At 72.5% G+C, this 25,958-nt stretch carries 21 protein-coding genes; 2 read left to right on the top strand and 19 right to left on the bottom strand.

The annotated features are described in order from the left end of the window. Window positions 1-104: 104 nt before the first annotated feature. The 11 genes from E0L36_RS19535 to E0L36_RS19485 all read right to left on the bottom strand — a co-directional run bounded on the left by E0L36_RS19535 (window position 105) and on the right by E0L36_RS19485 (window position 12,057). Window positions 105-518, bottom strand: coding sequence for a DUF3151 domain-containing protein (locus tag E0L36_RS19535; RefSeq protein ID WP_180930421.1), 414 nt, complete (start codon window positions 516-518; stop codon window positions 105-107). Window positions 519-620: 102 nt separating this feature from the next. Then, on the bottom strand, window positions 621-1,643 hold the full coding sequence (gene fbaA, locus E0L36_RS19530; protein WP_180930420.1) for a class II fructose-bisphosphate aldolase: 1,023 nt from the start codon (window positions 1,641-1,643) through the stop codon (window positions 621-623). Window positions 1,644-2,039: 396 nt separating this feature from the next. Continuing rightward, window positions 2,040-2,657: an orotate phosphoribosyltransferase gene (locus E0L36_RS19525; protein ID WP_258016340.1), complete on the bottom strand. Its 618-nt coding sequence runs from the start codon at window positions 2,655-2,657 to the stop codon at window positions 2,040-2,042. A gap of 188 nt (window positions 2,658-2,845) precedes the next feature. Then, window positions 2,846-3,664, bottom strand: a complete 819-nt coding sequence (locus tag E0L36_RS19520) for an aldose 1-epimerase (protein ID WP_180930419.1) — start codon at window positions 3,662-3,664, stop codon at window positions 2,846-2,848. 347 nt (window positions 3,665-4,011) lie between these two features. Further along, window positions 4,012-5,298 (bottom strand): hypothetical protein, encoded by a 1,287-nt coding sequence (locus tag E0L36_RS19515; RefSeq protein WP_180930418.1) that lies wholly within the window; start codon window positions 5,296-5,298, stop codon window positions 4,012-4,014. A 436-nt stretch (window positions 5,299-5,734) separates the two neighbouring features. Beyond that, window positions 5,735-8,494, bottom strand: coding sequence for a hypothetical protein (locus E0L36_RS27835; RefSeq protein WP_258016339.1), 2,760 nt, complete (start codon window positions 8,492-8,494; stop codon window positions 5,735-5,737). Window positions 8,495-9,478: 984 nt separating this feature from the next. Then, complete coding sequence (locus tag E0L36_RS19505; RefSeq protein WP_180930417.1) at window positions 9,479-10,051, bottom strand: DUF2617 family protein; 573 nt, start codon at window positions 10,049-10,051, stop codon at window positions 9,479-9,481. A gap of 625 nt (window positions 10,052-10,676) precedes the next feature. Beyond that, window positions 10,677-10,946, bottom strand: a complete 270-nt coding sequence (locus tag E0L36_RS19500; protein ID WP_180930416.1) for a hypothetical protein — start codon at window positions 10,944-10,946, stop codon at window positions 10,677-10,679. Between the two features lie 62 nt (window positions 10,947-11,008). Continuing rightward, the gene (locus E0L36_RS19495) at window positions 11,009-11,224 is read right to left on the bottom strand and encodes a hypothetical protein (RefSeq protein ID WP_180930415.1); all 216 of its coding nucleotides are present in this window, start codon (window positions 11,222-11,224) and stop codon (window positions 11,009-11,011) included. A 60-nt stretch (window positions 11,225-11,284) separates the two neighbouring features. After that, window positions 11,285-11,506, bottom strand: a complete 222-nt coding sequence (locus E0L36_RS19490; RefSeq protein ID WP_180930414.1) for a hypothetical protein — start codon at window positions 11,504-11,506, stop codon at window positions 11,285-11,287. 362 nt (window positions 11,507-11,868) lie between these two features. Then, entirely contained in the window at window positions 11,869-12,057 is a 189-nt protein-coding gene (locus tag E0L36_RS19485) for a hypothetical protein (protein ID WP_180930413.1), read from the bottom strand. A 133-nt stretch (window positions 12,058-12,190) separates the two neighbouring features. Here E0L36_RS19485 and E0L36_RS19480 point away from each other — a divergent pair, with 133 nt between their 5' ends. After that, window positions 12,191-13,378 (top strand): pyridoxal phosphate-dependent aminotransferase, encoded by a 1,188-nt coding sequence (locus tag E0L36_RS19480; RefSeq protein ID WP_180930412.1) that lies wholly within the window; start codon window positions 12,191-12,193, stop codon window positions 13,376-13,378. Between the two features lie 126 nt (window positions 13,379-13,504). Here E0L36_RS19480 and E0L36_RS19475 read toward each other — a convergent pair whose 3' ends face one another. From E0L36_RS19475 to clpB, 3 genes are all read right to left on the bottom strand, one after another. Beyond that, window positions 13,505-14,386: a M23 family metallopeptidase gene (locus E0L36_RS19475; protein ID WP_180930411.1), complete on the bottom strand. Its 882-nt coding sequence runs from the start codon at window positions 14,384-14,386 to the stop codon at window positions 13,505-13,507. 396 nt (window positions 14,387-14,782) lie between these two features. Then, the gene (locus E0L36_RS19470; RefSeq protein WP_180930410.1) at window positions 14,783-15,307 is read right to left on the bottom strand and encodes a YbjN domain-containing protein; all 525 of its coding nucleotides are present in this window, start codon (window positions 15,305-15,307) and stop codon (window positions 14,783-14,785) included. 200 nt (window positions 15,308-15,507) lie between these two features. Next, window positions 15,508-18,141: an ATP-dependent chaperone ClpB gene (clpB, locus tag E0L36_RS19465; RefSeq protein WP_180930409.1), complete on the bottom strand. Its 2,634-nt coding sequence runs from the start codon at window positions 18,139-18,141 to the stop codon at window positions 15,508-15,510. An 861-nt stretch (window positions 18,142-19,002) separates the two neighbouring features. Between clpB and E0L36_RS19460 the strand changes: the two genes are divergently transcribed. Further along, window positions 19,003-20,244: a hypothetical protein gene (locus tag E0L36_RS19460; protein ID WP_180930408.1), complete on the top strand. Its 1,242-nt coding sequence runs from the start codon at window positions 19,003-19,005 to the stop codon at window positions 20,242-20,244. Between the two features lie 134 nt (window positions 20,245-20,378). On the opposite strand, the gene E0L36_RS19455 is transcribed toward E0L36_RS19460, so the two are convergent. From E0L36_RS19455 to dnaK, 5 genes are all read right to left on the bottom strand, one after another. Further along, on the bottom strand, window positions 20,379-21,242 hold the full coding sequence (locus E0L36_RS19455; RefSeq protein WP_180930407.1) for a serine protease: 864 nt from the start codon (window positions 21,240-21,242) through the stop codon (window positions 20,379-20,381). Window positions 21,243-21,392: 150 nt separating this feature from the next. Beyond that, complete coding sequence (locus E0L36_RS19450; RefSeq protein WP_180930406.1) at window positions 21,393-21,845, bottom strand: heat shock protein transcriptional repressor HspR; 453 nt, start codon at window positions 21,843-21,845, stop codon at window positions 21,393-21,395. Between the two features lies 1 nt (window position 21,846). Further along, on the bottom strand, window positions 21,847-23,049 hold the full coding sequence (gene dnaJ, locus E0L36_RS19445; RefSeq protein ID WP_180930405.1) for a molecular chaperone DnaJ: 1,203 nt from the start codon (window positions 23,047-23,049) through the stop codon (window positions 21,847-21,849). A gap of 90 nt (window positions 23,050-23,139) precedes the next feature. Next, on the bottom strand, window positions 23,140-23,910 hold the full coding sequence (gene grpE, locus E0L36_RS19440; protein WP_374705559.1) for a nucleotide exchange factor GrpE: 771 nt from the start codon (window positions 23,908-23,910) through the stop codon (window positions 23,140-23,142). Further along, window positions 23,907-25,784 (bottom strand): molecular chaperone DnaK, encoded by a 1,878-nt coding sequence (gene dnaK / locus E0L36_RS19435; RefSeq protein ID WP_180930404.1) that lies wholly within the window; start codon window positions 25,782-25,784, stop codon window positions 23,907-23,909. Before dnaK ends, grpE begins: the two co-directional genes overlap by 4 nt. Window positions 25,785-25,958: the final 174 nt, after the last annotated feature.

Here is a 25,958-nt window from a genome sequence, read left to right as displayed (position 1 = left end):
CGACGGCCTCAACGGAGACCCGTCGTCTCAGCGGACGACCCCGCCGTCTCAGCGAAGGGGCTCCGCCGCCTCGGGAGAGGATCTCGGCGGAGAGTTCCGCCGACTCAGGAGAGCGTCTCGGCGGCGGTGGGTGAACTGTCCCGCAGGAAGTCCGAGCAGCGCTCGTACTCCTCTTCCTCACCGATCTCCCGGGCCGCCCGCGCCAGCGCGTGCAGGGAGCGGAGGAACCCGCGGTTCGGCTCGTGCTCGAACGGCACCGGCCCGTGGCCCTTCCAGCCGCTGCGGCGCAGCGCGTCCAGCCCACGGTGGTAGCCAGTGCGCGCGTAGGCGTACGACTCGACGGTCCGGCCCGCCTCGAAGGCTTCGTCCGCGAGCTGCGCCCAGGCCAGCGAGGAGGTCGGGTACGCGGCGGCGACCTCCGTGGGTGCCTTCCCAGAGGCGAGCAGCTCACGCGGCTCGGGGTCGTCGGGGAGGTGGGTCGGGGGCGGTCCCCCGAGCAGGTTCTCGTGAATGGCCATGCTGTCCAGTCTGCCTTGTCGGCGCGCGGGACGGGGCGTTCGGCCACCGTCGCGGACGGGGGCGGCGGGCACGGCCGAACGGCCGCCCGCCCCCGCGCGCGGTTACTTGATCTTCGTGCCGGTGGAACGCAGGTGCCCACAGGCCCGGGTGACGCGCTCGGCCATGCCCCGCTCCGCGGCCTTGCCCCAACTGCGCGGGTCGTAGACCTTCTTGTTGCCGACCTCGCCGTCGACCTTCAGGACGCCGTCGTAGTTGCGGAACATGTGGTCCGCCACCGGACGGCTGAAGGCGTACTGGGTGTCGGTGTCGAGGTTCATCTTCACCACGCCGTTGTCCAGCGCCGTCGCGATCTCCTCCTCGGTGGAGCCGGAACCGCCGTGGAAGACGAAGTCGAAGGGCGCCGTCTTGCCGAACCGCTGCCCCACACCCTCCTGGAGGTCCCGCAGCAGCTCGGGACGGAGCACCACGTTCCCCGGCTTGTAAACGCCGTGCACGTTGCCGAAGGAGGCGGCCAGCAGGTAGCGGCCCTTCTCTCCCAGGCCCAGCGCCTCGGCCGTACGCACCGCGTCCTCCACGGTGGTGTACAGCTCGTCGTTGATCTCGTGGGTGACGCCGTCCTCCTCGCCACCGGTCGGAGTGATCTCGACCTCAAGGATGATCTTGGCTGCGGCGGCCCGGGCCAGCAGCTCCTCACCGATCTCCAGGTTGTCCTTGAGCGTCTCGGCCGACCCGTCCCACATGTGCGACTGGAACAGCGGGTCGCGCCCGGCGTTCACCCGTTCCTGGGAGACCTCCAGCAGCGGACGCACATAGCCGTCCAGCTTGTCCTTGGGGCAGTGGTCGGTGTGCAGCGCCACGTTGATCGGGTACTTCGCCGCGACGACGTGCGCGAACTCGGCCAGCGCCACCGCCCCGGTCACCATGTCCTTGCTGTACTGGCCCCCCAGGAACTCGGCCCCACCCGTGGAGATCTGGATGATCCCGTCGCTCTCCGCCTCCGCGAACCCGCGCAGCGCGGCGTGCAGCGTCTGCGAGGAGGTGATGTTGATGGCGGGGTAGGCGAACGTGCCTGCCTTCGCCCTGTCGAGCATCTCGGTGTAGATCTCGGGGGTTGCGATGGGCATCTGTCCGCTCCTTGGGGTGCGCGAGTACGTTTCGACTCTGGTCGGCTCTGGTTCAGCTCAACGGAACTCAACGGAACGACGTCATCGTCCCGCCCATCCTCCCAGACCGTGCCAAGAGGGTCCGACCCAGGTCACGAGGGAACGAAACCGGTACCAGCCCGAGCCGACCCCGACCGGGCGCGTCCCCGACCGAGCGCGTCCCCCACCCTGAGCGTGGGGTTCGACGGGAGGGCGGCGGCGCGGCACCACCGCTGTCGCGGGCAGCCGGGCAGCCGGGCAGCCGGGCAGCCGGGGGCACGGTTTCACGTGGAACACCACCCGTGCCCCTCCGGTTCGTTCACCCCGGGCCGCGGGAACGTCCGGGACGCCGGACGTACGAGGGCCCGGGCGTCCCGCTCAGTCCAGGCCCAGGTCCGCGAGGTCGTACGCGTACACGTAGGGCAGCCCGGCGTCCGCGACGGCGGCGGCCGCGCCGCGCTCCACGATGGTCGCCACCGCAACCACCTCGGCCCCCGCCTCCCGCGCCGCCCGCACGGCGGTCAGCGGTGAGGCACCGGTGGTCGACGTGTCCTCGACGATCAGCACCCGGCGCCCCGCGATGTCCGGCCCCTCGATCCGACGCTGGAGGCCGTGCGCCTTGCCCGCCTTCCGCACCACGAAGGCGTCCAGCCGACGCCCCCGCGCCGCCGCCGCGTGCAGCATCGCGCCGGCCACCGGGTCGGCGCCCAGCGTGAGCCCGCCGACCGCCTCGTAGTCCAGGTCGGCGGTGGCGTCCAGCATCACCTGCCCGGCCAGCGGGGACGACTGCCCGTCCAGCGTGACGCGCCGCAGGTCGACGTAGAAGTCGGCCTCGGCGCCCGAGGAGAGGGTCACCCTGCCGTGCACCACGGCCTTGTCCTGGATCTGCCGCAGCAGCTCCGCGCGACGGGCCTCGGGCGACGCGGCGAGAGGGTCGGGGGTGGCGGACGTGCTGCGGTCGTCCTCGGAAGGGTGGCGGGCATCCATCGCGTTCATGCTGCCGAGCGTATGCGCCCCACGTCCGGGGCTCGCACCAAGGGTGCCCAGGTGAGGGACGCCCGCCCGGGTCGCGGACGGGTCGCCGACGGGGCGTGGACGGCCAGGGGGGCAGGCGACGGACCGGCTCCGGCGGGGCATCGGACGGTCAGCGGACGGACCACGGACAGGCTGGGGACGGGCCACGGTCAGCCGAGTCGGCTCCAGGTCCAGGTGGTGCTGGTCTCCAGCGGCTCTATCGGCGTCACCAGGTGCGGACGCGAGTTCAGCCCGTTCGGCGGGCCGGTCTGCGGCTCCACGCAGACCCCCTCGGTCTGCTCGTCGTAGATCACGACCCACTCGGCGCCGGAGACCATCCGCAGGCTCATCTCCCCGGGCCAGGTCAGCGAGACGTCCACGCCCATCGGCATGCCGAAGCAGTCGTCCCACGGTCCGGGACGGGGCTCGACGCGGCGGTTGGTGGGGATGTGGTCCTCGTCCCGCTCCTCCTGCCACTCGGGCGCGAAGTCGATCCGCACGTCCTCAGCGCCGGGACGCAGCCTGCGCGCGAACCAGGGGTGCCATCCGGCCTGCGCGGGGAACGCCACGTCCGCCGTCTCCACACCGAGTTTCAGCGTCAGACCGCTGCCGTCCTCGGCCAGTTCGACGATCTGGGTGACCTGTCCCTCCCACGGCCACGGATCGGTCAGCGCCACATGGAAGGCCGCCGACCGCTCGTCCTGCCGCACTAGGCGCCAGGGGACGTTCCGCACCGTGCCGTGCAGGGCGTGCGGCCCGCTGGTGACCGGCAGTTGGTACAGCTCCCCGCCGTTACGGAACCGCCCCCGGTCGGTCCGGCCGCACCAGGGGACCATGACGAACGATCCGTACTGAGCCCCCTGCCGCAACAGCTCGGTCCCGCCCACCACCAGCGACGCGAGACGGCAGCCACGCTCGGGATCGACGGTCACCTCGGCGTCGCCAGCGCGGAGCGTCACGCCTCCCGTGGCGGTGGAAAGATCAGTCATACGGCGACCCTAACCGCCGTCCCCACGGCACGCTTCCCGACCGCGTCGCACCCGGCGCCCCCGCGCCCCCTCGTACGGACCGCCCGCCCGGGCGCGGCAACAGGCCCACACGCGCCCCGGCCCCAGACCCCGCCGGACAGCGCCCCAGCCCCAGCAGGACGGCCGTCCGGCACGAGCAGGGACGACCGGAACGAGTGGGGGCGAGGGACGAGGGACACGAGGCGAAACGGGGGGACAGGGGGACGGGGGGCGAGGCGTACGAGACGTCCGAGGAGCAGGAGGCGACGCGGGGCACGAGGGGCAGGAGGGGCACCCGAGGGGTGCGAGGGACACCAGGTCGCGGAGGCTCAGTGACGGCGGCGGCGCAACGCCCGGCCGAGCACCAGCGCCCCCGCGATCAGCAGCGCGGCGGCGGGCGCCGCCCAGCGGAGCGTGGTGACCGCCCCGGTCGCCTCCGGGGCGGCCACCGGGGCGTACCGGCCGCGCGGTGGAGCGTGGTCGACCTCCTCGGCGCTACGCCCGATCATCGTGCGCCGGGCGTGCGCCGCTTCGGCGGTCACCGGCGAACCGTCGGCCCCGGAGACGACGCCGGGGTGCTCGGCCTCGTCGAACGCGTCCTCCTCCACCGGGTCGAGCGAGGGCGGCGGGATCTCGGTGCCGAAGAGCCCCCCGTGGTCCGGTTCGGGCCGCCCCTCCGGCGGTCCCTCCCCGCGCGACACCGGTGGTTCCTGTGCCGCTGGTTCCTGTCCTGCGCCGCCCGGCTCACTGTCGGAGCCGCCGCCGGACCGGCCACCGGAACCGCCCTCAGCGCCGGGGGAACCGGAGGCGCCCGGCTCCGGGGAACCCGACGACGAGGAGGCGGACGTGGGGGAACCGGACGCCACGTCCGTCCCGTCATCGTCCGTCCGGGCCGCGTCCGCACCGGTCTCGTCCGCGCCGACGGTCTCGCCCGCACCGGCGGTCTCGCCCGCGCTGGCGACCTCGTCCGCGCTGGTAGCGGGCTCTGGACCGGGGACCGGCTCGGCGCCCTGCCCCCGCGCCTCACCGGCACGCTCCGGGTCCGGACCCGGAATCCCGGGAATCGCCCGCTCGTTGTCGTCCGGCTCACCGATCCCGCCGACGGTGGGAGCCGGTTCGGCCGCCTCCGAGACGACCGGAGCGGGATCGGCGGTCAGGCTCTCCCCGAGCGCCACACCGAACCGGTCCAGCAGCCGACGCCCGGCCGCCGTGACCGTGCGCTGCTCGAACTCCGTGAGACGGCCCTCCGCTTCGACGGTTCCCGAGCACTCCAGCACCGTGCCCACACCGTCGTCGGCCGCTCTGGGCAGCACGCTCAGCATCAGCTGGACGGCAGCGCCCCCACGGGCCTCGGCGCCCCCGCCCTCGACCTCGAAGCCCTCGTCCCGTGGCGAGACGCTCAGCGAGCCCCGATAGGTGATGGTGGAACCTCCTACGCGCACCCGCAGACGCCCCGTGATCGGCGAACCGACCGGTCCGCTCTCCTCTCCGGAGGGCTCCCGGCCGTCACCCGCGTCACGTTGCAGCCCGGGCACGCAGCGCGCCACACGCCCCGGTTCGCTGAGCGCCGCCCGCACGGAGTCCATGGAAAACGGTACGTACACCTCGTGCTCCATGGGGCGGAGCCTATTACCCCGGACCTGCGCGCACATATGACCGGACGTGATGTTTCCCCACTCCGGCACCACCCGCACCACACCGCTGACCCGGGCCCGTACGAGAGCGCGCCGCCAGGCCGGACCATCCCCTCGGAGACAACGATCCGGACCAGCAGGCCAGTTGGGGCCGTCGGGCACCGAACGGAGACGGGGCGGGCACGGGACGAGCGCGGGACGGACGCGGGACAGACGCGGAACGGACGCGGGACGGGCGCGGGACAGGTCCGGGGCGCGCTCCGAGCCGGGTGCTCGGAAGTGACCGGGGCCGTGACGTTCGGTGGCCGGGGTAATCGGGGTGGTCGGGGTGGCCGGGGCCCAAAGCTGCGTGGTCAGTGGCGGAGGCGGTCTGGAGCGGAGGCGGTGAGTGGCGGCCGGGTGGTCAGGGGCGGAGGAGTCAGTAGCGGGGGTGAGGGAGCGTGGACGGGGGGAGGTCGGGAATACGGTCGCGCGCGGCGCGGCGCTCCGCCGCGCGCAGTTGCCGCGCGGTCAGCGAGGAACGCCACGGAGCGGACTCGGACGCGCGCTGCTCGCCCAGCCCAGAGCCGCCGCACCGTGGGCTCGGAACTGCCGTCGTGTCCGACGCGTCCCCGGCACCAGCGGGCCGGTGGACTCCGTCCGGCACGGCACCGCTGGTGGCCGCACCGCTGGCGACGGCAGTGGCGGACTCCGCCGGGCCGCGACCAGGCAGGGCATCCGGCACCGCCCCACTGAACGGCTGGTCCCTGAACGGCTGGTCCCCGAACGGTCCGGCACCGTAGGGCCCGTCACCGAAGGGCTGGACGATCACGGGCTGCGGGGTGAAGGGCCGTACGACCACGGGCCGGGCGGCACCGGGCCACCCGGCGCGGGGCGGGGCGTGAACGGACCGACCGTGAACGGACGGGCCGGGGAGGGACTGAGCCGGGAGGGACTGCGCGGGGAGGGGCGGGACGGTGAGCGATCGGAGGCGGATGTGGTGCCGCGAGGCGGTCAGCCGCTGAAGCACGGTGCCCGGCTGGGCGGGGGTGACCGGCCGAGCGTCGGTGAGCGGCGAAGCCCCCGTCGACGACGGGGACGCGACGGAGGACGGTGTGGCGGGGGCGCTCCCGGAGGGGGCGAGCGGACGGCAGTCGACCCGCACGCCGGAGGCGCCCACCGGACCGCTCGGCCACCGGGGCCGTACCCCCTCCCGGGACGCCAGGACGAAGCCCCGGCCCCCGGTTTCGCCGGAGTCGCCGAGGCCGCCCGAATCCCCGAGGTCGCCCGGGTCACCGGAGCGCGTCGCGCCCGTCTCGGCGGGCGCCCCGGAGCCAGAAGCGCCGCCTGGAGCGGTCCGGTCGATCACGTAGGGGACAGTGCGCAGGCCAGCGGACCGGATGGTGGACTCCACCGTCCAGAGCGTTCGCCCCGAAGATCCGGCCGTTCCGGTGTGCACCACGAGTCGGCCGCGTTCGGCCAGCACTCGGTTGACGAGGCCGTAGAACTCCTGGGAGTACACCTTCGAGTGCTCGGAGTCCCCGGGCTCGGGCACACCGGAGACCACCACGTCGAACCGGTGATCCTCCCCCTCCGCCCCCACAGCAGCCGCCCGGTGCACCGGACCCGCCGGACCCGCCGGACCTGCCAACCGAGCTTCCGTGTCCGCCAACTCGGCGCCCACGTCCCGCTGTTCCGGGCAGGGCGCTCGCGCACCGTCCCGCACGGCGACGGCCGCCGGTTCCGCGAGCTGCCCGGGCGGGCTTCCGGGCTGAATCCCGGGCAGGGCGTACGAGGACGGGCCGGGCGGACGGTGTGCGTGCGACGCGGGCGTCACCGGGCGCGAGCAGCGGGCGGGCGGGTCAACCGCCGCCACCTGACCGTACGTTCGGAGTCGTCCGGCGCCGCTCCGGTGCTCGCCCCCACCCTCGCCCGAGAACCGTGTTCCGTCCTTCACCCAGCGCTGCCGCACCGGGCTCAACGGGGCCTGGGCGGGCGGTTTTCGGGCGACCGCCGGTCGCTGGCCGCGCGCCCGGGAACGCACCCAGTCGAAGACGTCCTCGCTGACGATCCGGACTCGGGGGTCGTGCAGGGAGCCGTCGTTCATCCGGGACAGCTCCGGGTCTGTACGACCCAACTCGCTGACCGCCGAGTCGAGTTCGACCACCGTGACGCTGCGTACGCCCGGATACCGCAGCACTTCGCGCACCGCCAGCCCGTCCCCGCCGCCGAGGACCAGCACCCGCGCCCGTGAGGGGGCACTCACCATCGCGGGATGGACCAACGCCTCGTGCTGTCGGGCCTCCTGGGCTCCGTTGACGCGTAGCCGTCCGTTGAGGAAGAGACGGAACGGCTCGTCGGGCGCGCTCCGCTGGCCGGATCCCGGGCCGTGCGCCCCGGTGCCGGATATCCCACCGGTGATGACGAGTTCCTGCACGTCCGAGCGGGTGGCCAGGCGGATGTTGTCGCCGTAGATCGCGTGTCTGGCGGCACGCTCGAAGGTGGGGATCACCGCGCAGGCGCCGAGCAGGACGGCCACCACGGCGGCGTTCGCGGCCAGCAGCAACCAGCGTCCGCGCGTGGTCAGATCGTTGCGGAAGAGCCAGAGGACCAGCAGACCTCCGGCCACCGCGTTGACCACCCCGGTGACGAGGGCGCCCGTCAACTGGCCCAGAAAGGGGAGCAGAAGGAACGGGAAGGCGAGTCCGCCGACGAGTGCGCCCACGTAGTCGGCGGCGAACAGGTCGGCGAGCGCCCCGCCCGCGTCCTGCGCTCTGATCCGCTGGATGAGCGTCATCAGCAGCGGCATCTCGGCGCCAATGAGCATGCCGATGACGAGCGTGAACCCGATCAGCGCCCCCCGAGTGTCCCCGAACCAGGCGAAGATCGCGTACAGCGCGATCGCGGAGCCGCCCCCCACCAGGGCCAGCAGCATCTCGATCCAGACGAAGCCGAGCGCGGCCCGGAGCCGTAACCGCTTGGCGAACAGCGACCCCATGCCCATCGCGAAGACCATCACGGACAGCACGACGGACGCCTGGGTGACGGAGTCGCCGGCCACGTAGGACGCCACCGCCACAAGTTCCAGCTCATAGATCAGCCCGCAGGCGGCACAGACGAAAACGGAGGTCAGGACGAGGGCACGGCCGAAACGCACGGGGACGGGAAGAGCGGGTCGAGCGGTGGCGCTGTCGAACATAGCCGCACGTTACGTGAGTGTGCGCGCACTCTTTGTCACCCACAAGAGTGCTCTCCACCTCCCCAATCCCGCAGCGCCGTGCCAACCCTCGCAGCATCGCCCGACCACCACGACCGGAGCCGCCCCACCCTCCCAACCGAACGCTCTCCAGGGCCAGATGCCCCCGCGGCCGCACCTCCCCGCGTCAGCCAGGTACGCCCCCACGCCCCATCGTGGGGGGCGACCAGCCGTCGGTCCGGCGCGGAGAGGAACGCGGAGGTACTGAGAGGGATGAAGAGGGATGGAGAGGGATGGAGGGGACGGATGGGGATGGAGGGGCCGGAGGGGACGAGGACGGGAAGGCGGGAGCGTGCTCCGCGACGCCCGGCGGGTGCTCGGCATCGGGACGCACACGACAGCGCGACCGGCACGGAACGGACACGGAGAGGTCAGCTCCGGCGGTCAGCTCCGGCGGTCAGCTCCGGACCGAGAGGGGCGGCTCGGAGCCGGGTCGATCGCGGACCGGGGCGGTCGCGGACCGAGGTCAACTGTCGGCGCTCGTATGGGGGTTGCGGAGGGTGGACAGGCGTGGGTGGACAGGCGGGTCCACACCGGCGGCACAGCCGCCGACGTCGCGCGACGCGCGATCCGTCCGGGCGCCGTCCCGGACGGCACCGGCCCGTTCCCGAGGGACCGTCGCCACGCACCGGTACATCGACCGCCGGTGGACCGACGCGCGGCGCGTCACCGTGTCGGTCGGTCAACAGGTCGGTCGGTCAACAGGTCGGTCGGTCAACAGATCGCGTGTCGGGGGTGGTTGGGGGTGTCTCGGGCGGAGGGGGTGGATACCCGCGCCCGCGCGGGCTGTTGTCGTCCGTCGTCGGCACGTGCACCCGGGGGGCTCCGGTCGCACCGGCTCATTCGCCCGCGCGGCTCGCGTGCTCCGCGCCACCGACGTCTTCCGGGCGCCCCGCTCGCGCGGGTGACTGATGGAGCGGTCGGGACTCACACCGGGGTGGCCAACGGACCGCATGCGACGGCGCGTTCCGCCGCGTCACGCTCCATCGCCTCCAGGGTGCGGGCGCCGACCCGGGTACGGGTGGACACCAACTGCCCTTCCTGCGGGTACGAATGCCAGGTACGCCAGTGCACCTGGTGCTCGTGACGCTGCACCAGCAGCGCGGTGAAGGCGTGTGGTGCGCCCGGGAAGGTGCCCGCCAGTCCCCTCGGATGGTCGGCGACGAGGGCCAGCAACTCCTGTGCACGCCCGGCGAACGAGCCCTCGGAGAGCTTCTCGACCCGGGCGGCGAACTCGTAGTCCCAGTCGCCGAGTCTCTTGGACACACCGAGCGGGAGGGGTGAGCTGCTGCCCGGCATACAGGCGACGGTCTCGGAGCAACTGCCGCCCTCCTCCTCGATCAGCACCTGATGCGAGGCGCCGAGGAGCCTCAACTGCACGGTGGCGCCGGAGAGTTCGAGGTCGAGTGTGGCGAGCGCGGGCAGTGGCTCGCGGCCCAGCGCCCAGGCCAGGTCGCCCGCCCGGGTATCGGTATAGGCAGTGTGAAGAGTGGTGAGCATGGATCGGCTCCGCAAGCACGCGATGGAGGGTGGGCCGGTCCACCCTTCGGCGGAAGGACCAGAGTCGTACGTTCGACGGCGCGTGCCCCGTCCCCCTCAGGGCTGCCGCCCCGGGCCAGCCCTGGAACTCGGGCCCTGGGGACGCGGATTCACCGAATCACGGAAGGGTTGGCGCGCACAGCGCTTTTACCCAACTTCTTCCGATATCCATCCCAAGGGGCTCGCACCGGTCAGGTGTTCACCCTGGGGAGCATTCTACGCGGCCCCACGGGTGGACCGGACCGACTGTCTGGTCGGTCCGGCCCCGGTGATCTGTGATATTCGCCGCTTCCGGGCCTCCTGCGCGGGCTCCGGCTGTTCGACCGTTCCCCGGCGGTACCGCCCTCCGGTGGCGTCCGGCCGCCCCCGCCCACCGACGTGGGAGCGCGGACGGTCCGTCGCGGCCCCGGGGGGAGGCCCCGGGGCGTGTCCGGCGCCGTGGGCGGCCCGAGCGTGCCCACGCACCGTCGCGAGCGCCCACCGTGTGTGACGATGCACACAGCGATGGGCGCTCGGGAGCCGGTCAGTCGCCGGGTCGGTGACGGGTGGCCGGGCCGCCGGAGATCCGGCGGCCCGCCACGGGGGCTCAGCCGCCTCCGCCACCGCCGCAGCCGCCACCGCCACCGCCACCACCGCCGCCGCCTCCACAGGAGGAGCCGCCTCCGCCGCCGTCACCGCCACCACCGCCGTCACCACCACCGTCGCCACCGCCGACGCTGCCCGCGCCGCCGGCCCACCAGCCCGAGCCGCCCGCTCCGGCGCCCTTGCCCGCGCCCTTCGCGGCCATCGCGGCGATGCCGCAGACCAGCAGCGCTCCTCCGAGAATGACCAGCAGACCTGTCAACATGGGATCCATCTCTCCGTCCTTCCCCGTGCGTTCCGTGCCGTGGCCCCCGGTCGGGGGTCCGGCGAGAGTCCTCAGCAGCCCCCGCCACCACCACAACCGCCGCCACCGCCGCCGCAGGATGAACCGCCTCCGCCGTCACCGCCGTTGACGCCCGCGCCGCCCCCTGCCCAGCCCGAACCACCAGTCCCGGGGCCCGCGCTCGCGCGGCTCGCCGCGATCGCGATGCCGAGAAGGGTCACCAGTGTCACCCCCACGAAGAGGGCGATGGCGATCGCCATCGGGTCCATCGTGTGTCCTCCTCCGTGCGTTGTCCGCCGGGCCCCTGATCGGGGGTCCGGAGAGCGTCCTCAGCAGCCCCCGCCACCACCACAACCGCCGCCACCGCCGCCGCAGGACGAACCGCCTCCGCCGTCACCGCCGTTGACGCTTGCACCGCCCGCGCCGCCCGCGCCGCCGGGGCCTCTGGCCTTGTGGCCCTGGCCCGCGCGGGGGCCCGCGAGCACCATGCTGAGTAACGCCACCACCGCCATCACGAAGAAGAAGATGATGGTGAGTGTCAAGGGACTCATCGCGTGTCCTTCCCCCGTACGTTGTCCGCCGTAGCCCCTGGTCGGGGGGCCTGACGGGCGAGCCGCCCCACACGGCCCGGAACGTCTCCCGATACGTGGTCCACGTGTGTGGCGCGGTCCGTGGTTCGCCGCTTTAGCCTTTCTTTCTCCCCCTGTCACCGAATCCGGACATCCGCTGCTCCGAACGGCGCCTGTGGGGACGGTTCCTGACCGCTCCGCGGCTCTGGCGTGGCCTCTGGGACACCGGCGTCGGTCCCCTCTCCCGGGGTGAACTCCCCTGGCCAGTACGGGAGATGAGCATCCGGCCGCGTAGACGGCCGTGCTGGGTCGGGAGGTTGGCGGTACCGCCATGCGCCGGTACGTCACTCGCCGCCCCCGCCCCCACCGCCGCCGTCCCCGCCGTCCCCGCCGCCACCGCCGCAGCCAGCGCCACACCCTCCCCCACCGCTGCCGCCGGTCCACCAGGACCCGCGCCGTTCCCGGGGCCGTTCCTGTCTCCTGAGGAACACCAGGACGGCGATGATCACCGCCACGAGCAGGATGACGCCCACCGAACTCCCCCTTTCCGGCCCGCCGTACTCCGCCCGCGCGAACCGCCTCGGCCTGGAACCGCCTTCTGCCCCGGCCGGACAGTTCCGAAAGCGGAGTTGAGCCAATCCAGAGCTTGGGCGGAGGATGACGGACATGGGACGACCACCGCAGAACCACCGGCTGGCGGAGTTCGGCACGACGATCTTCGCGGAGATGTCGGCGCTCGCCGTGCGCACCGGCGCCATCAACCTGGGCCAGGGCTTTCCCGACACGGACGGCCCGGAGGAGGTGCGGGAGGCCGCCGTCCGTGCGCTGCGCGACGGGCTGGGCAACCAGTACCCGCCGGGCCCCGGCGTTCCGGAGCTGCGCGAGGCGGTCGCCGCGCACCAGGAGCGCTGGTACGGCCATCTGGGCGTCGTCTGCGACCCGGAGACAGAGGTGCTGGTCACGGCCGGTGCCACCGAGGCCATCACCGCCGCGCTGCTGGGCCTGCTGGAACCCGGGGACGAGGTGGTCGCGCTGGAGCCGTACTACGACTCCTACGCCGCCGCCATCGCGATGGCCGGTGGCACCCGCGTTCCGGTGACACTGCGGCCGGACGCCGAACGCGGCCGCTTCCAGCTCGACCTGGACGAACTGCGGGACGCGGTGACCGACCGCACCCGGCTCATTCTGCTCAACTCCCCGCACAATCCGACGGGTACGGTGCTCAGCCGCTCAGAGCTGGCGGCCGTCGCCGAACTCTGCGTGGAGCGGGACCTGTTGGTCGTGACCGACGAGGTGTACGAGCACCTGGTGTTCGACGGTGAGCACCTGCCGCTGGCGTCCTTCCCCGGGATGCGCGAGCGGACGGTGACCATCAGCTCGGCCGGGAAGACCTTCTCCTTCACCGGCTGGAAGGTCGGTTGGGTGACGGCGGTGCCCGAACTGCTCGCGGCGGTGCGCTCGGCCAAGCAGTACCTGACGTACGTCTCCGCCGGGCCGTTCCAGTACGCGGTCGCGGAGGCGCTGCGGCTGCCGGACGCGTACTTCACGGAGCTGCGGGAGCGGCTGGCCACACAGCGGGACGTGCTGGTGAGCGGACTGTCCGAGGCGGGGTTCACGGTCTTCCCGCCCGCCGGGACGTACTTCGTCACCACCGACATCCGCCCGCTCGGGGAGAGCGACGGGGTCGGCTTCTGCCTCCGGCTGCCGGAGCGGTGTGGCGTGGTGGCCGTGCCCAACCAGGTCTTCTACGACCACGCCGAAGTGGGCGCCCCCTTCGTCCGGTTCGCCTTCTGCAAGCGGGTCTCCGTGCTCCGGGAGGCGGCCGAGCGGCTGGGCGCTCTGCGCGGCGGTTGAGCGCCCGGCCCGGCGCGTATGACAGCGGCCCGGCGCCCGCGCGGGGACGGGACGCCGGACCGCCGGGCTGCGAGGATCAGCGGGCGCCGGACTCAGCGGGCACCGGGGTCAGCGGGCGCGCCGGGGTCAGCGCGCGGAGCACTTGCCGATCTTCTTCACGTAGGTCTTGGAAGCCCTGACCCACAGGCCCTTCCCGTCCGGCCCGGCTCCGCCCTGGACGCGCCGGAAGAGCTTGCCCTCCGGCTTGCGGTAGTGGTCGCAGCCCAGGTAGATCGTCCGGCCCTTGCGTTCCTTGCGGGCCGACTGGTACTTCGTCCCCGCCCATTCCCGCGCGTTGACCGTGCGGACGACGCGGTACTTCGCGAACTTGGTGGGCCTCGGCGCGGCGCAGGAGTGCGAGACCGCGTTCCGCCACTCCTTGCCGACACCCTTGTAGGACGTGGGGTGGAGGTTCGCGGTCTCGCGGTACTTGTCGCCCTCCCGCTCGCCCCAGTGGTCCGCGTTCTTCGCGCCCTTGGCGACCTCGAAATGCAGGTGGGGGGTGTTTCCGTTGGAGCCGGTGTCGCCGACCGTGCCGATCCTCGTGGTCCGCTTCACCTTCTGCCCCTCCTCGACGTACTTCTTCTTGAGATGCAGGTAGGTGGTGTAGTAGCCGTAGGCGTGCTTGATCTGCACGACGTTGCCAGCGCCGCTGTCCGACTTCGAGATGCGGACGGTCCCGGAGGCCGCCGCGCGGAGGGTGGAGCCCTCCGTCTTGTGCTGCGGCTCGCGGACCATGTCCAGCGCGGGCGCGTGCTTCTCGTCGTAGGAGTTGACGCGCCACTTCTGGCCGCAGGGGAAGGGCATCCACAGCCGCTTCATGGGCCGCTTCACGTCCTGCTTCTTGCCGGTGCCCCGCTGCGCGGAGATGCCGTCGTCCCGCTTCTTCTCCGAGTCCTTCCCGTCCGAGTCCTCGGAGCCGCCGCAGGCCGTGAGCAGGAGGACGGTGGCGAGTCCGGTGGCGGTCATCGCCACGGGCGTACGTGTCCGGTACATCTCTGGTCCCCCGTCGTCTGGTGTCAACGAACACCAAAAATGTAGGAGACACGTCAAAGCGGACGGCAGACCTTTCGGGCGCCGCCGAAGCCCGCCTCCTCCACCCCGGGCGCACGCCCCCGACAGGCGAGACGGGGGAGAGAACGGCAGGTCAGGGACGGTCGGAGACGGCCAGGGAGCCCGGAGGGGCGTGGGGCCTGGGAGAGGCGTGCACTTCCGGAGACCCCAGGCGTCGGGCGCTCCGGGCTTCCGGCGCTCCGGACGTCCGATGGCGGCTCCGCCGGGTACGCGGAAGGGCGCCCTCAGGCGCCCCTCGACGTCCCACGGAACCGCCACCCGGTCATCCGCGCGGAGCCCGCCCCGGGAGGTTCACTCCTCCGGTTCGCCCGGGCTCTCCACGTCCTTCTCCAGTCCGAGCTGCTCCTGGAGCCAGGAGTCGAACTCGATCGAGGCACGGACCCAGCTGACCGTGCTGGAGACGAAGTGCTCCAGCGAGACGCCCGTCCCGATCAGCATCTGCGCCTCACCGATCAGGCGGACGCTGCCGTCGTCGTGCGTGTGGCTGTAGACCTTGGGCCACAGGGTGCGGCGGTTCCAGTCGTCCGTGGTCTCCAGCAACTGCGGCTTGTCCTCGATGGGGTGCGCGCGGTCGTAGAAGGTGCGCACGGAGAAGACCTGCTGCTCCTCCTCCCCACGGAACATGAAGTAGGTACGGAACTCCTCCCACGGCGCCGCGAGGTCACCCTCGTCGTCGACGACGTACTTCAGCTCCATCTGGTCGAGGAGCTGCTTCACCAGATCCTGGTCCGGGATGATCGGCCCGGTCGGGCCGGACTCCTGCTCGTCGGGCTGCTGGCCCCCGAAATTCGGGATCGAGGACGGGTCGATGCTCACCGTGGATTTCCCTTCGTACGCGTCCCGCCATCCTCTCCCATCCGGGCCCCGTCCCCGCAACCCTCCCGGTGGGGACACGCACGCCCGCGCCCACCCCGGACGCGCGGTCCCCACCACCGGTTCGGCGCGCCCCGCGAACCCGCCGGGCGCCCGGGAGGGGACCGGACGGACGGGACGGACGGGACGAAGGGGAGCCCCGGTCAGACGGTGGCCGCTGGGGTGGTGGCGCCCACCATCAGGCCCTCCCAGCCCTCGACGTGGTCGACCCGCACCGTGTCGCCGTCCCGGACCTCCCCGCCCAGGATCTCGCGGGCCAGCTGGTCCCCGATCGCGGTCTGCACCAGCCTGCGCAGCGGGCGCGCCCCGTACGCCGGGTCGTTCCCCTCGCGGGCCAGCCACTCCAACGCGCTCTGGGTGACCTCCAGGGTGAGCCGCCGATCCGCGAGACGGCGCTGGAGCGCGTCGATCTGCAACCGCGCGATCCGCTCCAACTCGGCCCCGCTCAGCGCGGAGAAGACCACCAGATCGTCCAGCCGGTTCAGGAACTCGGGCCGGAACGTGGCCCGCACCACCTCCAGCACGCGCTCGCGGCTCTCCTGGGCGCCGCTCGCGCCGGAGGTCGGCGGATCGGTGAGGAACTGACTGCCCAGGTTGGAGGTGAGGATCAGGATGGTGTTGCGGAAGTCGACGGTACGGCCCTGCCCGTCCGTCAACCGCCCGTCGTCCAGCACCTGGAGGAGGATGTCGAAGACCTCCGGGTGCGCCTTCTCCACCTCGTCGAGCAGCACCACGCTGTACGGGCGGCGGCGCACCGCCTCCGTCAGCTGACCGCCCTCCTCGTACCCCACGTAGCCGGGGGGCGCGCCGACCAGCCGGGCCACCGCGTGCTTCTCGCTGTACTCGCTCATGTCGATGCGGACCATGGCCCGTTCGTCGTCGAAGAGGAAGTCCGCGAGGGCCTTGGCGAGTTCGGTCTTACCGACGCCGGTCGGCCCCAGGAAGAGGAAGGAACCGGTGGGACGGTCCGGGTCGGCGATGCCCGCGCGGGTCCGGCGCACCGCGTCCGAGACGGCGCGTACCGCCTCCGACTGGCCGATGAGCCGCCTCCCCAACTCGTCCTCCATACGCAGCAGTTTCTGCGTCTCCCCCTCCAGCAGCCGACCCGCCGGGATGCCCGTCCAGGAGGAGACGACGTCCGCGATGTCGTCCGGGCCGACCTCCTCCTTGACCATGGTGTCCTTGCCGCCCCGGCGGGAGGCGGCCTCCTCCTCGGCTTCGGTGGCCTCGGCCAGCTCCCGCTCCACGGCGGGGATCTCGCCGTAGAGGAGCTTGGAGGCGGAGTCGAAGTCGCCGTCCCGCTGGGCGCGTTCGGCCTGCCCGTGCAGTTCGTCCAGCCGCCCCTTCAGGTCACCGACCCGGTTGAGGCCCTGCTTCTCCTTCTCCCAGCGGGCGTTCAGCCCGCGCAACTCCTCTTCCTTGTCCGCCAGTTCGCGGCGCAGCCGGTCCAGCCGCTCCACGGAGGCCGGGTCGGTCTCCTTGTCCAGCGCCAGCTCCTCCATCCGCAACCGGTCGACGGCGCGCTGGAGTTCGTCGATCTCCACCGGGGAGGAGTCGATCTCCATCCGCAGCCGGGAGGCGGCCTCGTCCACCAGGTCGATGGCCTTGTCTGGCAGGAACCGGGAGGTGATGTACCGGTCGGAGAGCGCGGCGGCGGCGACCAGCGAGCCGTCCGCGATCTGCACCTTGTGGTGCGCCTCGTACCGCCCCTTCAGCCCGCGCAGGATCGCGACGGAGTCCTCCACCGTCGGCTCCGCCACCAGCACCTGCTGGAAGCGGCGCTCCAGCGCCGGGTCCTTCTCGATCCGCTCGCGGTACTCGTCCAGCGTGGTGGCGCCGACCATCCGCAGCTCGCCCCGGGCCAGCATCGGCTTCAGCATGTTGCCGGCGTCCATCGAGGAGTCGCCACCGGCGCCCGCGCCGACCACGGTGTGCAGTTCGTCGATGAAGGTGATGACCTGGCCGTCGCTGCTCTTGATCTCCGCGAGGACGGTCTTCAGCCGCTCCTCGAACTCCCCCCGGTACTTCGCCCCGGCGACCATCGCGCCGAGGTCCAGCGCCACCAGCCGCTTGTTCCGCAGGCTCTCCGGCACGTCTCCCTTCACGATCCGCTGGGCCAGCCCCTCGACGACCGCCGTCTTGCCGACGCCGGGCTCACCGATCAGCACCGGGTTGTTCTTGGTTCGCCGCGAGAGCACCTGCACGACGCGGCGGATCTCCTGGTCCCGGCCGATGACCGGGTCCAGCGCGCCGTCCCGCGCGGCGGCGGTCAGGTCGGTGCCGAACTTCTCCAGCGCCTTGTACGTGCCCTCCGGGTCGGGGTTGGTGACGCGCTGGCCGCCGCGCCCCGCCTGGAAGGCGTCGAGCAGCCGCTGGTCGCTCGCGCCCTGCCCCCTCAGCAGCTCGGCGATGTGCCCGCCCTTGGCGGCGAGCCCGATCAGCAGGTGCTCGGTGGAGACGTAGGCGTCGCCCAGCTCCTTGGCCCGCTGGGCGGCGTCGTTGATCGCGGCGAGGACCTCGCGGTCCGGCTGCGGCTTGCCGACGGTCGAGCCCTGGACGCTGGGCAGCCCGGCGAGTTGCCGTTCGGCGCCCGCGCGCAGCGCGGCCTGGTCGGCCTCGACGGCGGCGATCAGGTCCTGGATGTTCTCGTTGTCCTGGCCTTCGAGGAGGGCCAGGAGCAGGTGCGCGGGGGTGATGTCGGGGTGCCCGTCGCTCAGGGCGCGGTTGTTGGCCGCGCTGATCGCGTCCCGGCTCTTGTTGGTCAGCTCGGCGTCCACGGCTGGGGTTCCTCCGCTTCTCTGCTGTGCACTCGGCGTTCGGCTGGCTGGTGGTTCGGCTGTCTGGTTCCGCTGACAGGAGGTGCGGCCGCCGCTGTCGGGCCCGGCGGTCCCGGCGACGAACCAGCCCAGCGGGGTCGGCCCGGCGCGTGCGCCCGGCGTACCTCCGGTGGGGCGCCGGGTGCCCCCGCGCCCCGGTGCGCACGCCTCGCGGACCTGGCCCGTGGCCGTGCCCAGCCGTCGGGCGCGCGCTCCCGTCCGGCCGCCCCGTGGGAGGTCCGAGCCTCGCCGCCTCCTGCTATCTCCAGTATGCAGCAAGTTGAGTCTACTCCACTCAAGTACATGTCGCCTCCTCGTATTCCCTCGGGCGGCGGCCGAACGAAGGCCACCGGTGCCCTGATCCCGACGGCCGTCCGATCGCCCCTCCGACCACACCCCGACCACGACTCGACGGTGCCCCGGCCGTGCCCCGGCGGCCCCTCCGGGGTCCGACGGTGAGCGGCCGCCCCGGAGGCCGCGCCGGTCCGCGTTCGACCCGCGCCCGGTCCGCCCCCGGCCCGCGTTCGGCCCACGTTCCGCCCGCGCCCGGAATCCGTCGCCCGGTCCGCGCCCGGGGCCCCGGCCGACCGGACCCTGCGGACGCTCTCCGTCCGGATTCCGGTCCAGACCAATACCGTCGGTCGCCCCAGGTGAGGCCGACCGGAGAACACCCGCGTCCGGCTCCGGACCGGGGCTCCCACCGGCCTCCGCACCAGCCATCCACGCTGCGCCCGCACAACTTCCGCGGGCACCCACGGGAGCCGTTCGACGCGTGCCAAGATCGGGTTTCACCGACCGCGAAGCACCACGGGAGACCGCAGGATGACCGAGGCACGGCCTGGCCAGAAGCTGGCCGAACTGGCGCGCACACTCTGGGACGGCGACACCGGCGGCTGGCGGAGGACCGACCTGCGGGCGCTGGTCGAGGAACGGCTGGGCTGGGAGTGGTCCGAGGCGGAAGGTGGTCCCACGGTCAGCCGACCGGGCACCGGCGCGGACGGGTCGCGGACCGTCGGCTGGCTGCGCCCCGTGGACCGCTTCGAGAAGGACTACGCGCACGACGGCGAGGAGTACGTCGGGATCTACCTGCCGCTGGGCCCCGACCCGCTCGGCGAGGACCCGCTGGCCCCCGCCCGTCAGGCCCCCACGTACCCGGGCCCGCTCGCCGGGCCCCCGGAACCCGCCCCCGCCGTGGGACGGAGTGCGACCGCGACCAAGCGCCCCGGCGCCTGCCCCGTCCCGGCGGGCGCCCTCGCCGCCACCCCCGCGCACGCCTTCCGCCAGGCGGGGGACGCGCTGACGGAGGCGCTGGGCCCGGCCTCGCTGATGGGCTCGTACGGGATGCCGATGCCGTACTACGACAGCCCGCCGCTCTGGGGTAGCCCGTTCCTGCGCTGGCGCGGTCAGCGGAACTGTCTGGAGCTGCACCCGGGACCGAACGGCCCGCAGTTACTGCTGCTGCCCACCGACCCGCAGGAGAACTGGCACCTGCGACAGGGGCACGGCGAGCCGGGCGCGCTCGGCGGTTTCTTCGGCGTGCGCACCGGCGATCCGGCCACCGCCGGACTGGGCATCCCGGGCGGCTGGCGGGCCGACGACTGGGGAGTGTTCGAGCGGGCGCTCGGGGAGTTCCTGAGCACCCTGGCGGCGGAGACCCGGGCGCTCGGCATCGCGATATCGATGTCCCTGCACGGCGACGTCCCCGGGATGGGCGGCCCGATGCTCTGCAACCTCTCCAGCGCGGACACCCTGGAGATCGGCCACTACACCTGGACGAGCGAGCAGTTGGCCAACGGCCCCCGGGCGGACACCATGCGGGCGCTGGGCTGGATCCCCACCGAGGAGGTTCCGGCCACCCACGAGCACTGGGACCCGGTGAACTTCACCACCGGGGCCTTCGGACCCGGCGAGGCGGACGGCGCCGCGCTGGCCCGCACCGTGGTCGGCTACCTCCGCGAGGTGGGCGTCCCGCACCCCGCGAGCCTCACCCTCTCGGACAACGCGCAGCAGATCAGCGGCTACTGGGTCACCTACTACGGGCTGACGCTCCGCGAGGCGGACTGACCCCCGCCGACCGCCCACGTCCCGGCCCTCCCGACGGCCCCGACTCCGACGGCCCCGACTCCGACGGCTCCGACTGTTCCGGCGGCCCCGGCCGGGGCGTACCGCCCATGGCCCCGGGGCACGGGCGGGGCGGCTCAGCGTCCGGCGTCGGCGAGCACGCCCCGCGCCTCTCTCGGGAAGGGGCGGCCGAGCAGCGTCCCCCACTCCCCCACGGTGCTGACGGCGACCACCGTCCCGGACTCGCTGCCCTGGTCGAAGCCGCGCATCCAGGGGCCGCCGCTGGCGCCCTGCGTGAGGTCACAGCCGTCCATCACGTAGCTGCCGACGTTGGCCGCCGCGTACTCGTCGGGCCGCGCCACCGGGGCCGGTCCGGCGCAGTAGGCCAGGGCCTCCCCGTCGTACGGGGACTGCGCCGGGTAGCCGAGCGCTGCGACGTGCTCGTGGGTGGGGTCGGGGGCGTAGGCGAGGGTGTTGGCGCCCTGGGACTGCTGGAGCGTCCGGCCGTCCTTCCGCTCCACGGTGAGGAAGCCCCAGTCGTGCGGAAGGATCTCCTCCAGGCGCTGCTTCCCGGGGTTCCAGCCGGGCGCCTCGTGGAAGCCGGTCACCCGCCACCCGGCGTCCCGGATCCGGGCGAGGTCGGTCTGGCCGAGCCGGTCGTACTCCGGGACGAAGTACGCCTCACGGGGGTGGCGCGGGGAGTGCGGATCGCTGATGCAGTGCGCGGCGGTCGCCACGACGCTGCCGTTGCCCCCCTCGCCGGAATCGACGACCGCCCCCGAGCACAGTCCGATCTCGTCACCGGGGAGCACCGAGACGATCTTCCCGACGGTCCTGACACTGCCGTCCCCCTGCGACCAGAGCCGCCCCTCGGAGTCGGGGACGTACGTCCTGGCCGGGGCGGACGGCGTGGCCGCGGCCAGCAGGCCGAGCGCGACGGCGAGCAGCGCCGCGATCCGTATTCGGGTACGCGTGCGGGAGGGCCTGCGTATCGATGTCATCCCCCCACGCTGGGCGGGCCTCCGCGGCACGGCCAGCGGTACTCCGCTGGTGGCGTGATATCGGCGATCCGGGTGATCGGTCGCCACGCTCCGTAGCGCCGTGCGGGCCGCTCGGGCCGGGGGCCCCGCGGCGCGCACGGGCTGAGGTGGTCAGTCGCGGCGCCTGCCGGGCCGCCAGACCACGAGGGCGCTGGAGTGCTGGACGTCCTGGTAGGGCACCAGGTCCCGCCGGTAGGAGGCGTGTACCTGCGCCTCCCGCTGCTGCATCGCCACCGCGGCGCCGTCCACCGACTGCTGGAGTTCGGCGACCCGGGACTGGAGGGCCGCCACCTGGTTCTCCAGCTCGATGATGCGCTTGATTCCGGCCAGGTTGATGCCCTCGTCCTGGCTGAGCCGCTGCACCTCGCGCAGCAGCTGGATGTCCCGGGCGGAGTACCGGCGTCCCCGGCCCGCCGTGCGGTCCGGGGAGACCAGCCCGAGACGGTCGTACTGGCGCAGGGTCTGCGGGTGGAGACCGGAGAGCTGAGCTGCGACCGAGATGACGTAGACCGGTGACTCTTCGGTCAGTTCGTAGGGGTTTCTTCGTCCGCCTCGGCCGTTCACGTCAGTCTCCCTTCGCCGCCTCGAACAGCGCTGCGCGTGGGTCCTCTCCCGCTGTGGCGTCGCGGTAGGACTCCAGGGTGTCCCTCGCCTTGTCGCTCAGGTCCTTGGGTACCGCCACCTCGATGGTGACGAGCAGATCCCCCCGGGTTCCGTCCTTGCGGGCCGCCCCCTTGCCGCGCGCCCGCATGGTGCGTCCCGACGGTGTCCCCGGTGGGAGCTTGAGGGTGACCGGGGGCCCACCCAGTGTCGGGACCCTGATCTCACCGCCCAGCGCCGCCTCCGGGTAGGTGACCGGCACCGTGACCGTCAGGTTGTCGCCGCGCCGCCCGAAGACCGGGTGCGCGTCGACGTGCACGACGACGTACAGGTCGCCGTTGGGGCCGCCGCGCTCCCCCGGCGCGCCCTTGCCCCGCAGCCGGATCCGCTGACCGTCGCTCACCCCCGCGGGGATGCGCACCTGCATGGTGCGGGAGCTGGTGGCGCGACCCGAGCCCTTGCACACCTCGCAGGGGTCCTCCGCGATCAGGCCCCGGCCCTTGCAGTCGACGCACGGATCGGTGAGCGAGAAGCCGCCGCCACCGCCCCGGCTGACCTGGCCGGTACCCACGCAGGTGGGGCAGACCCGCGGGGTGCCGTTCTTGTCGCCGGTGCCCGCGCACTCCTTGCAGGCGGCGCTGCTGGACATGCGCAGCGGGACCGTCGCGCCGTCGGCCGCCTCGGTGAAGCTCAGCGTGACCTCGGACTCGACGTCCTGGCCACGGCGGGGCTGGGCGCGGCCGCCCGTCGCGGTGCCGGGGCCGCCCCGGTTGAACAGCCCGCCGAAGACGTCCCCGATACCGCCGCCGAAGCCGCCGGCGGTGGGGCCGCCCTGGGTACCGCCGAAGAGGTCGCCCAGGTCGAAGTTGAAGTTCCCGGCGCCCTGCCCCCCGGCGCCCCCGGCTCCGGGACCGGGACGGAACCCGCCGTTGCCGAAGAGCGAACGCGCCTCGTCGTACTCCTTGCGGCGCTTGGGGTCGCCGAGCACGTCGTACGCCTCGGAGGCGTCCTTGAACCGCTCCTCGGCGGTGGCGTCCCCCCGGTTGGCGTCCGGGTGGTTCTCGCGCGCGAGCTTGCGGTACGCCTTCTTGATCTCGGCTTCGGTGGCGTCCTTGGGGACGCCGAGGACCTTGTAGTAGTCCTTCTCGATGAAGTCCTTGGTGCTCATCCCCGACGTCCCTCCTCCCGTTTACTGATGTTCCATCCCCTGTGTTCAGGGCCCGGAACCGGGCCCTGAACACAGGCCCGGGGAGGGCTCTCAGCCCTCCTTCGGACCACCGCTCTCCTGTTGCTCGGCCGACCCGCCCGGCTCACCGGCGTCACCGGACTCGCCGCCCTCGGGCTCCGCGGACTCGTCCGCGGCGGACGGCTGAGCCCCCGGCTGCGGCTCGGCGACCCCGACCCGCGCGGGGCGGATCGTACGCTCGCCGATTCGGTACCCGGGCTGGAGGATCTGCACGCACGTCGTCTCCGTGACATCCGGAGAGTACGAGTGCATCAGCGCCTCGTGCACCGTCGGGTCGAAGGGCTCGCCCTCCTTGCCGAACTGCATCAGCCCCAGCTTCGCCACGACCATCTCCAGCGACTCGGCCACCGACTTGAAGCCGCCGACCAGCTCGCCGTGGTCCCGGGCCCGGCCGATGTCGTCGAGCACCGGCAGCAGCTCGGTCAGCAGGTTCGCGACGGCGATCTCCTTGACGGAGGCGCGGTCGCGATCCACCCGGCGACGGTAATTCTGGAACTCGGCCTGGAGCCGCTGGACGTCCTGGGTGCGCTCGTTCAGCGCGGTCCTGGTCTGCTCCAGCTGCGCGAGCAGCCCCGCGTCCAGCTCGTTCTCCTCGGGAGCGCCCTGGAGGTCCTCCGGACCCGCGGCCTCCTTCTCCTGCGTGTCCCCGGACGCCGCCGCGTCCGCCGTCGGCTCCTCGGCGGTGGCGGACCCGGCGGCCTGTGCCGCGGCGCCCTCGGCGTTCACGGCCGCGTCAGTGGGGACGTCGGGCTCCACGGAGCCCCGCGCCTCCGGATCTGTCACGCCGCACCACCCTTGGGCTTCTGCTCGTCGTCCACGATCTCGGCGTCGACCACGTCGTCCTCGCCGTCGGCCTTGGCACCGCCCGCGGCGCCACCGGCGGAGGCACCCGCGGCGCCCTCGGCACCGCCGGCCTGCGCCTGCTGCGCGTCGGCGTACAGCGCCTCGCCCAGCTTCTGGCTGGTGGCCGCGACCTTCTCGGAGGCTTCCCGGATGGCCGCGGTGTCCTCGCCCTTCAGCTTCTCCTTGAGGTCCGCCAGCGCCGCCTCGACCTCGGTCTTGGTCTCGCCGGGGACCTTGTCCTCATTGTCGCTGAGGAACTTCTCGGTCGTGTAGACCAGCTGCTCCGCCTGGTTCCGCGTCTCGGCGGACTCGCGGCGCTTGGCGTCCTCGTCGGCGTACTGCTCGGCCTCGCGCATCATGCGGTCGATGTCGTCCTTCGGCAGCGCGGAGCCGCCGGTGACGGTCATCTTCTGCTCCTTGCCGGTGCCGAGGTCCTTCGCCGAGACGTGCATGATGCCGTTGGCGTCGATGTCGAAGGTGACCTCGATCTGCGGCACCCCGCGCGGGGCGGGCGGCAGGCCGGTCAGCTCGAACATCCCGAGCTTCTTGTTGTACGCGGCGATCTCGCGCTCGCCCTGGTAGACCTGGATCTGCACGGACGGCTGGTTGTCCTCGGCCGTGGTGAAGATCTCCGAGCGCTTCGTGGGGATCGTGGTGTTGCGCTCGATCAGCTTGGTCATGATGCCGCCCTTGGTCTCGATACCGAGGGACAGCGGGGTGACGTCCAGCAGCAGAACGTCCTTGACCTCGCCCTTGAGCACACCGGCCTGGAGGCTGGCGCCGATCGCGACGACCTCGTCCGGGTTGACGCCCTTGTTGGCGTCCTTGCCGCCGGTGAGGTCCTTGACCAGCTCGGCGACGGCGGGCATCCGGGTCGAGCCACCGACCAGCACCACGTGGTCGATCTCGGACAGCTGGATACCGGCGTCCTTGATGACGTTCTGGAACGGGGTCTTGCAGCGCTCCAGCAGATCCTGCGTCAGCTGCTGGAACTGGGCGCGGGTCAGCTTCTCGTCGAGGTGCAGGGGGCCCTCGGCCGAGGCGGTGATGTAGGGCAGGTTGATCGTGGTCTCGGTGGACGAGGACAGCTCGATCTTGGCCTTCTCCGCCGCCTCCCGGAGGCGCTGGAGGGCCATCTTGTCCTTCGAGAGGTCCACGCCGTGGCCCGAGTGGAACTGCTTGACCAGGTGGTCCACGACACGCTGATCCCAGTCGTCACCACCGAGGTGGTTGTCGCCGTTGGTCGCCTTCACCTCGACGACGCCGTCGCCGATCTCCAGCAGCGAGACGTCGAAGGTGCCGCCACCGAGGTCGAAGACCAGGATCGTCTGGTCCTCCTTCTCCAGGCCGTACGCCAGCGCGGCGGCCGTCGGCTCGTTGACGATGCGGAGCACGTTGAGGCCGGCGATCTCACCGGCCTCCTTGGTGGCCTGGCGCTCGGCGTCGTTGAAGTACGCCGGGACGGTGATGACCGCGTCGGCGACCTTGTCGCCCAGGTACGCCTCGGCGTCCCGCTTCAGCTTCTGGAGCACGAAGGCCGAGATCTGCTGCGGGTTGAAGTCCTTGTCATCGATCTTGATGCTCCAGTCGGTGCCCATGTGGCGCTTGACCGACCGGATGGTGCGGTCCACGTTGGTGACCGCCTGGCGCTTGGCGACCTCACCGACGAGGACCTCGCCGTTCTTCGCGAAGGCGACGACGGACGGCGTGGTCCTGGCGCCCTCGGCGTTGGTGATGACGGTGGGCTCACCGCCTTCGAGAACACTGACGACGGAGTTCGTCGTACCCAGGTCGATGCCGACCGCACGTGCCATTTCGTTTTCCTCCAGCTGATGTCTTGAGTGAGACTGACTCAAGAGTGCACCAGGATTCTCACCGCGTCAAAAGACGTGAGTCGAGCAGACTCAAGGCTGCTGCCGGAGCACAGCGCAGCCACCAGCCCACCCAGGCCCGTCACCCAGGCCGCTTCCCGCTGACTCCGCCCGGCT

It is taken from the genome of Streptomyces sp. AJS327, assembly GCF_013450295.1.
Lineage (GTDB): Bacteria > Actinomycetota > Actinomycetes > Streptomycetales > Streptomycetaceae > Streptomyces.
The sequence above is the reverse complement of the archived record's forward strand: the minus strand, read 5'-3'. Positions and strand labels throughout refer to the sequence as shown.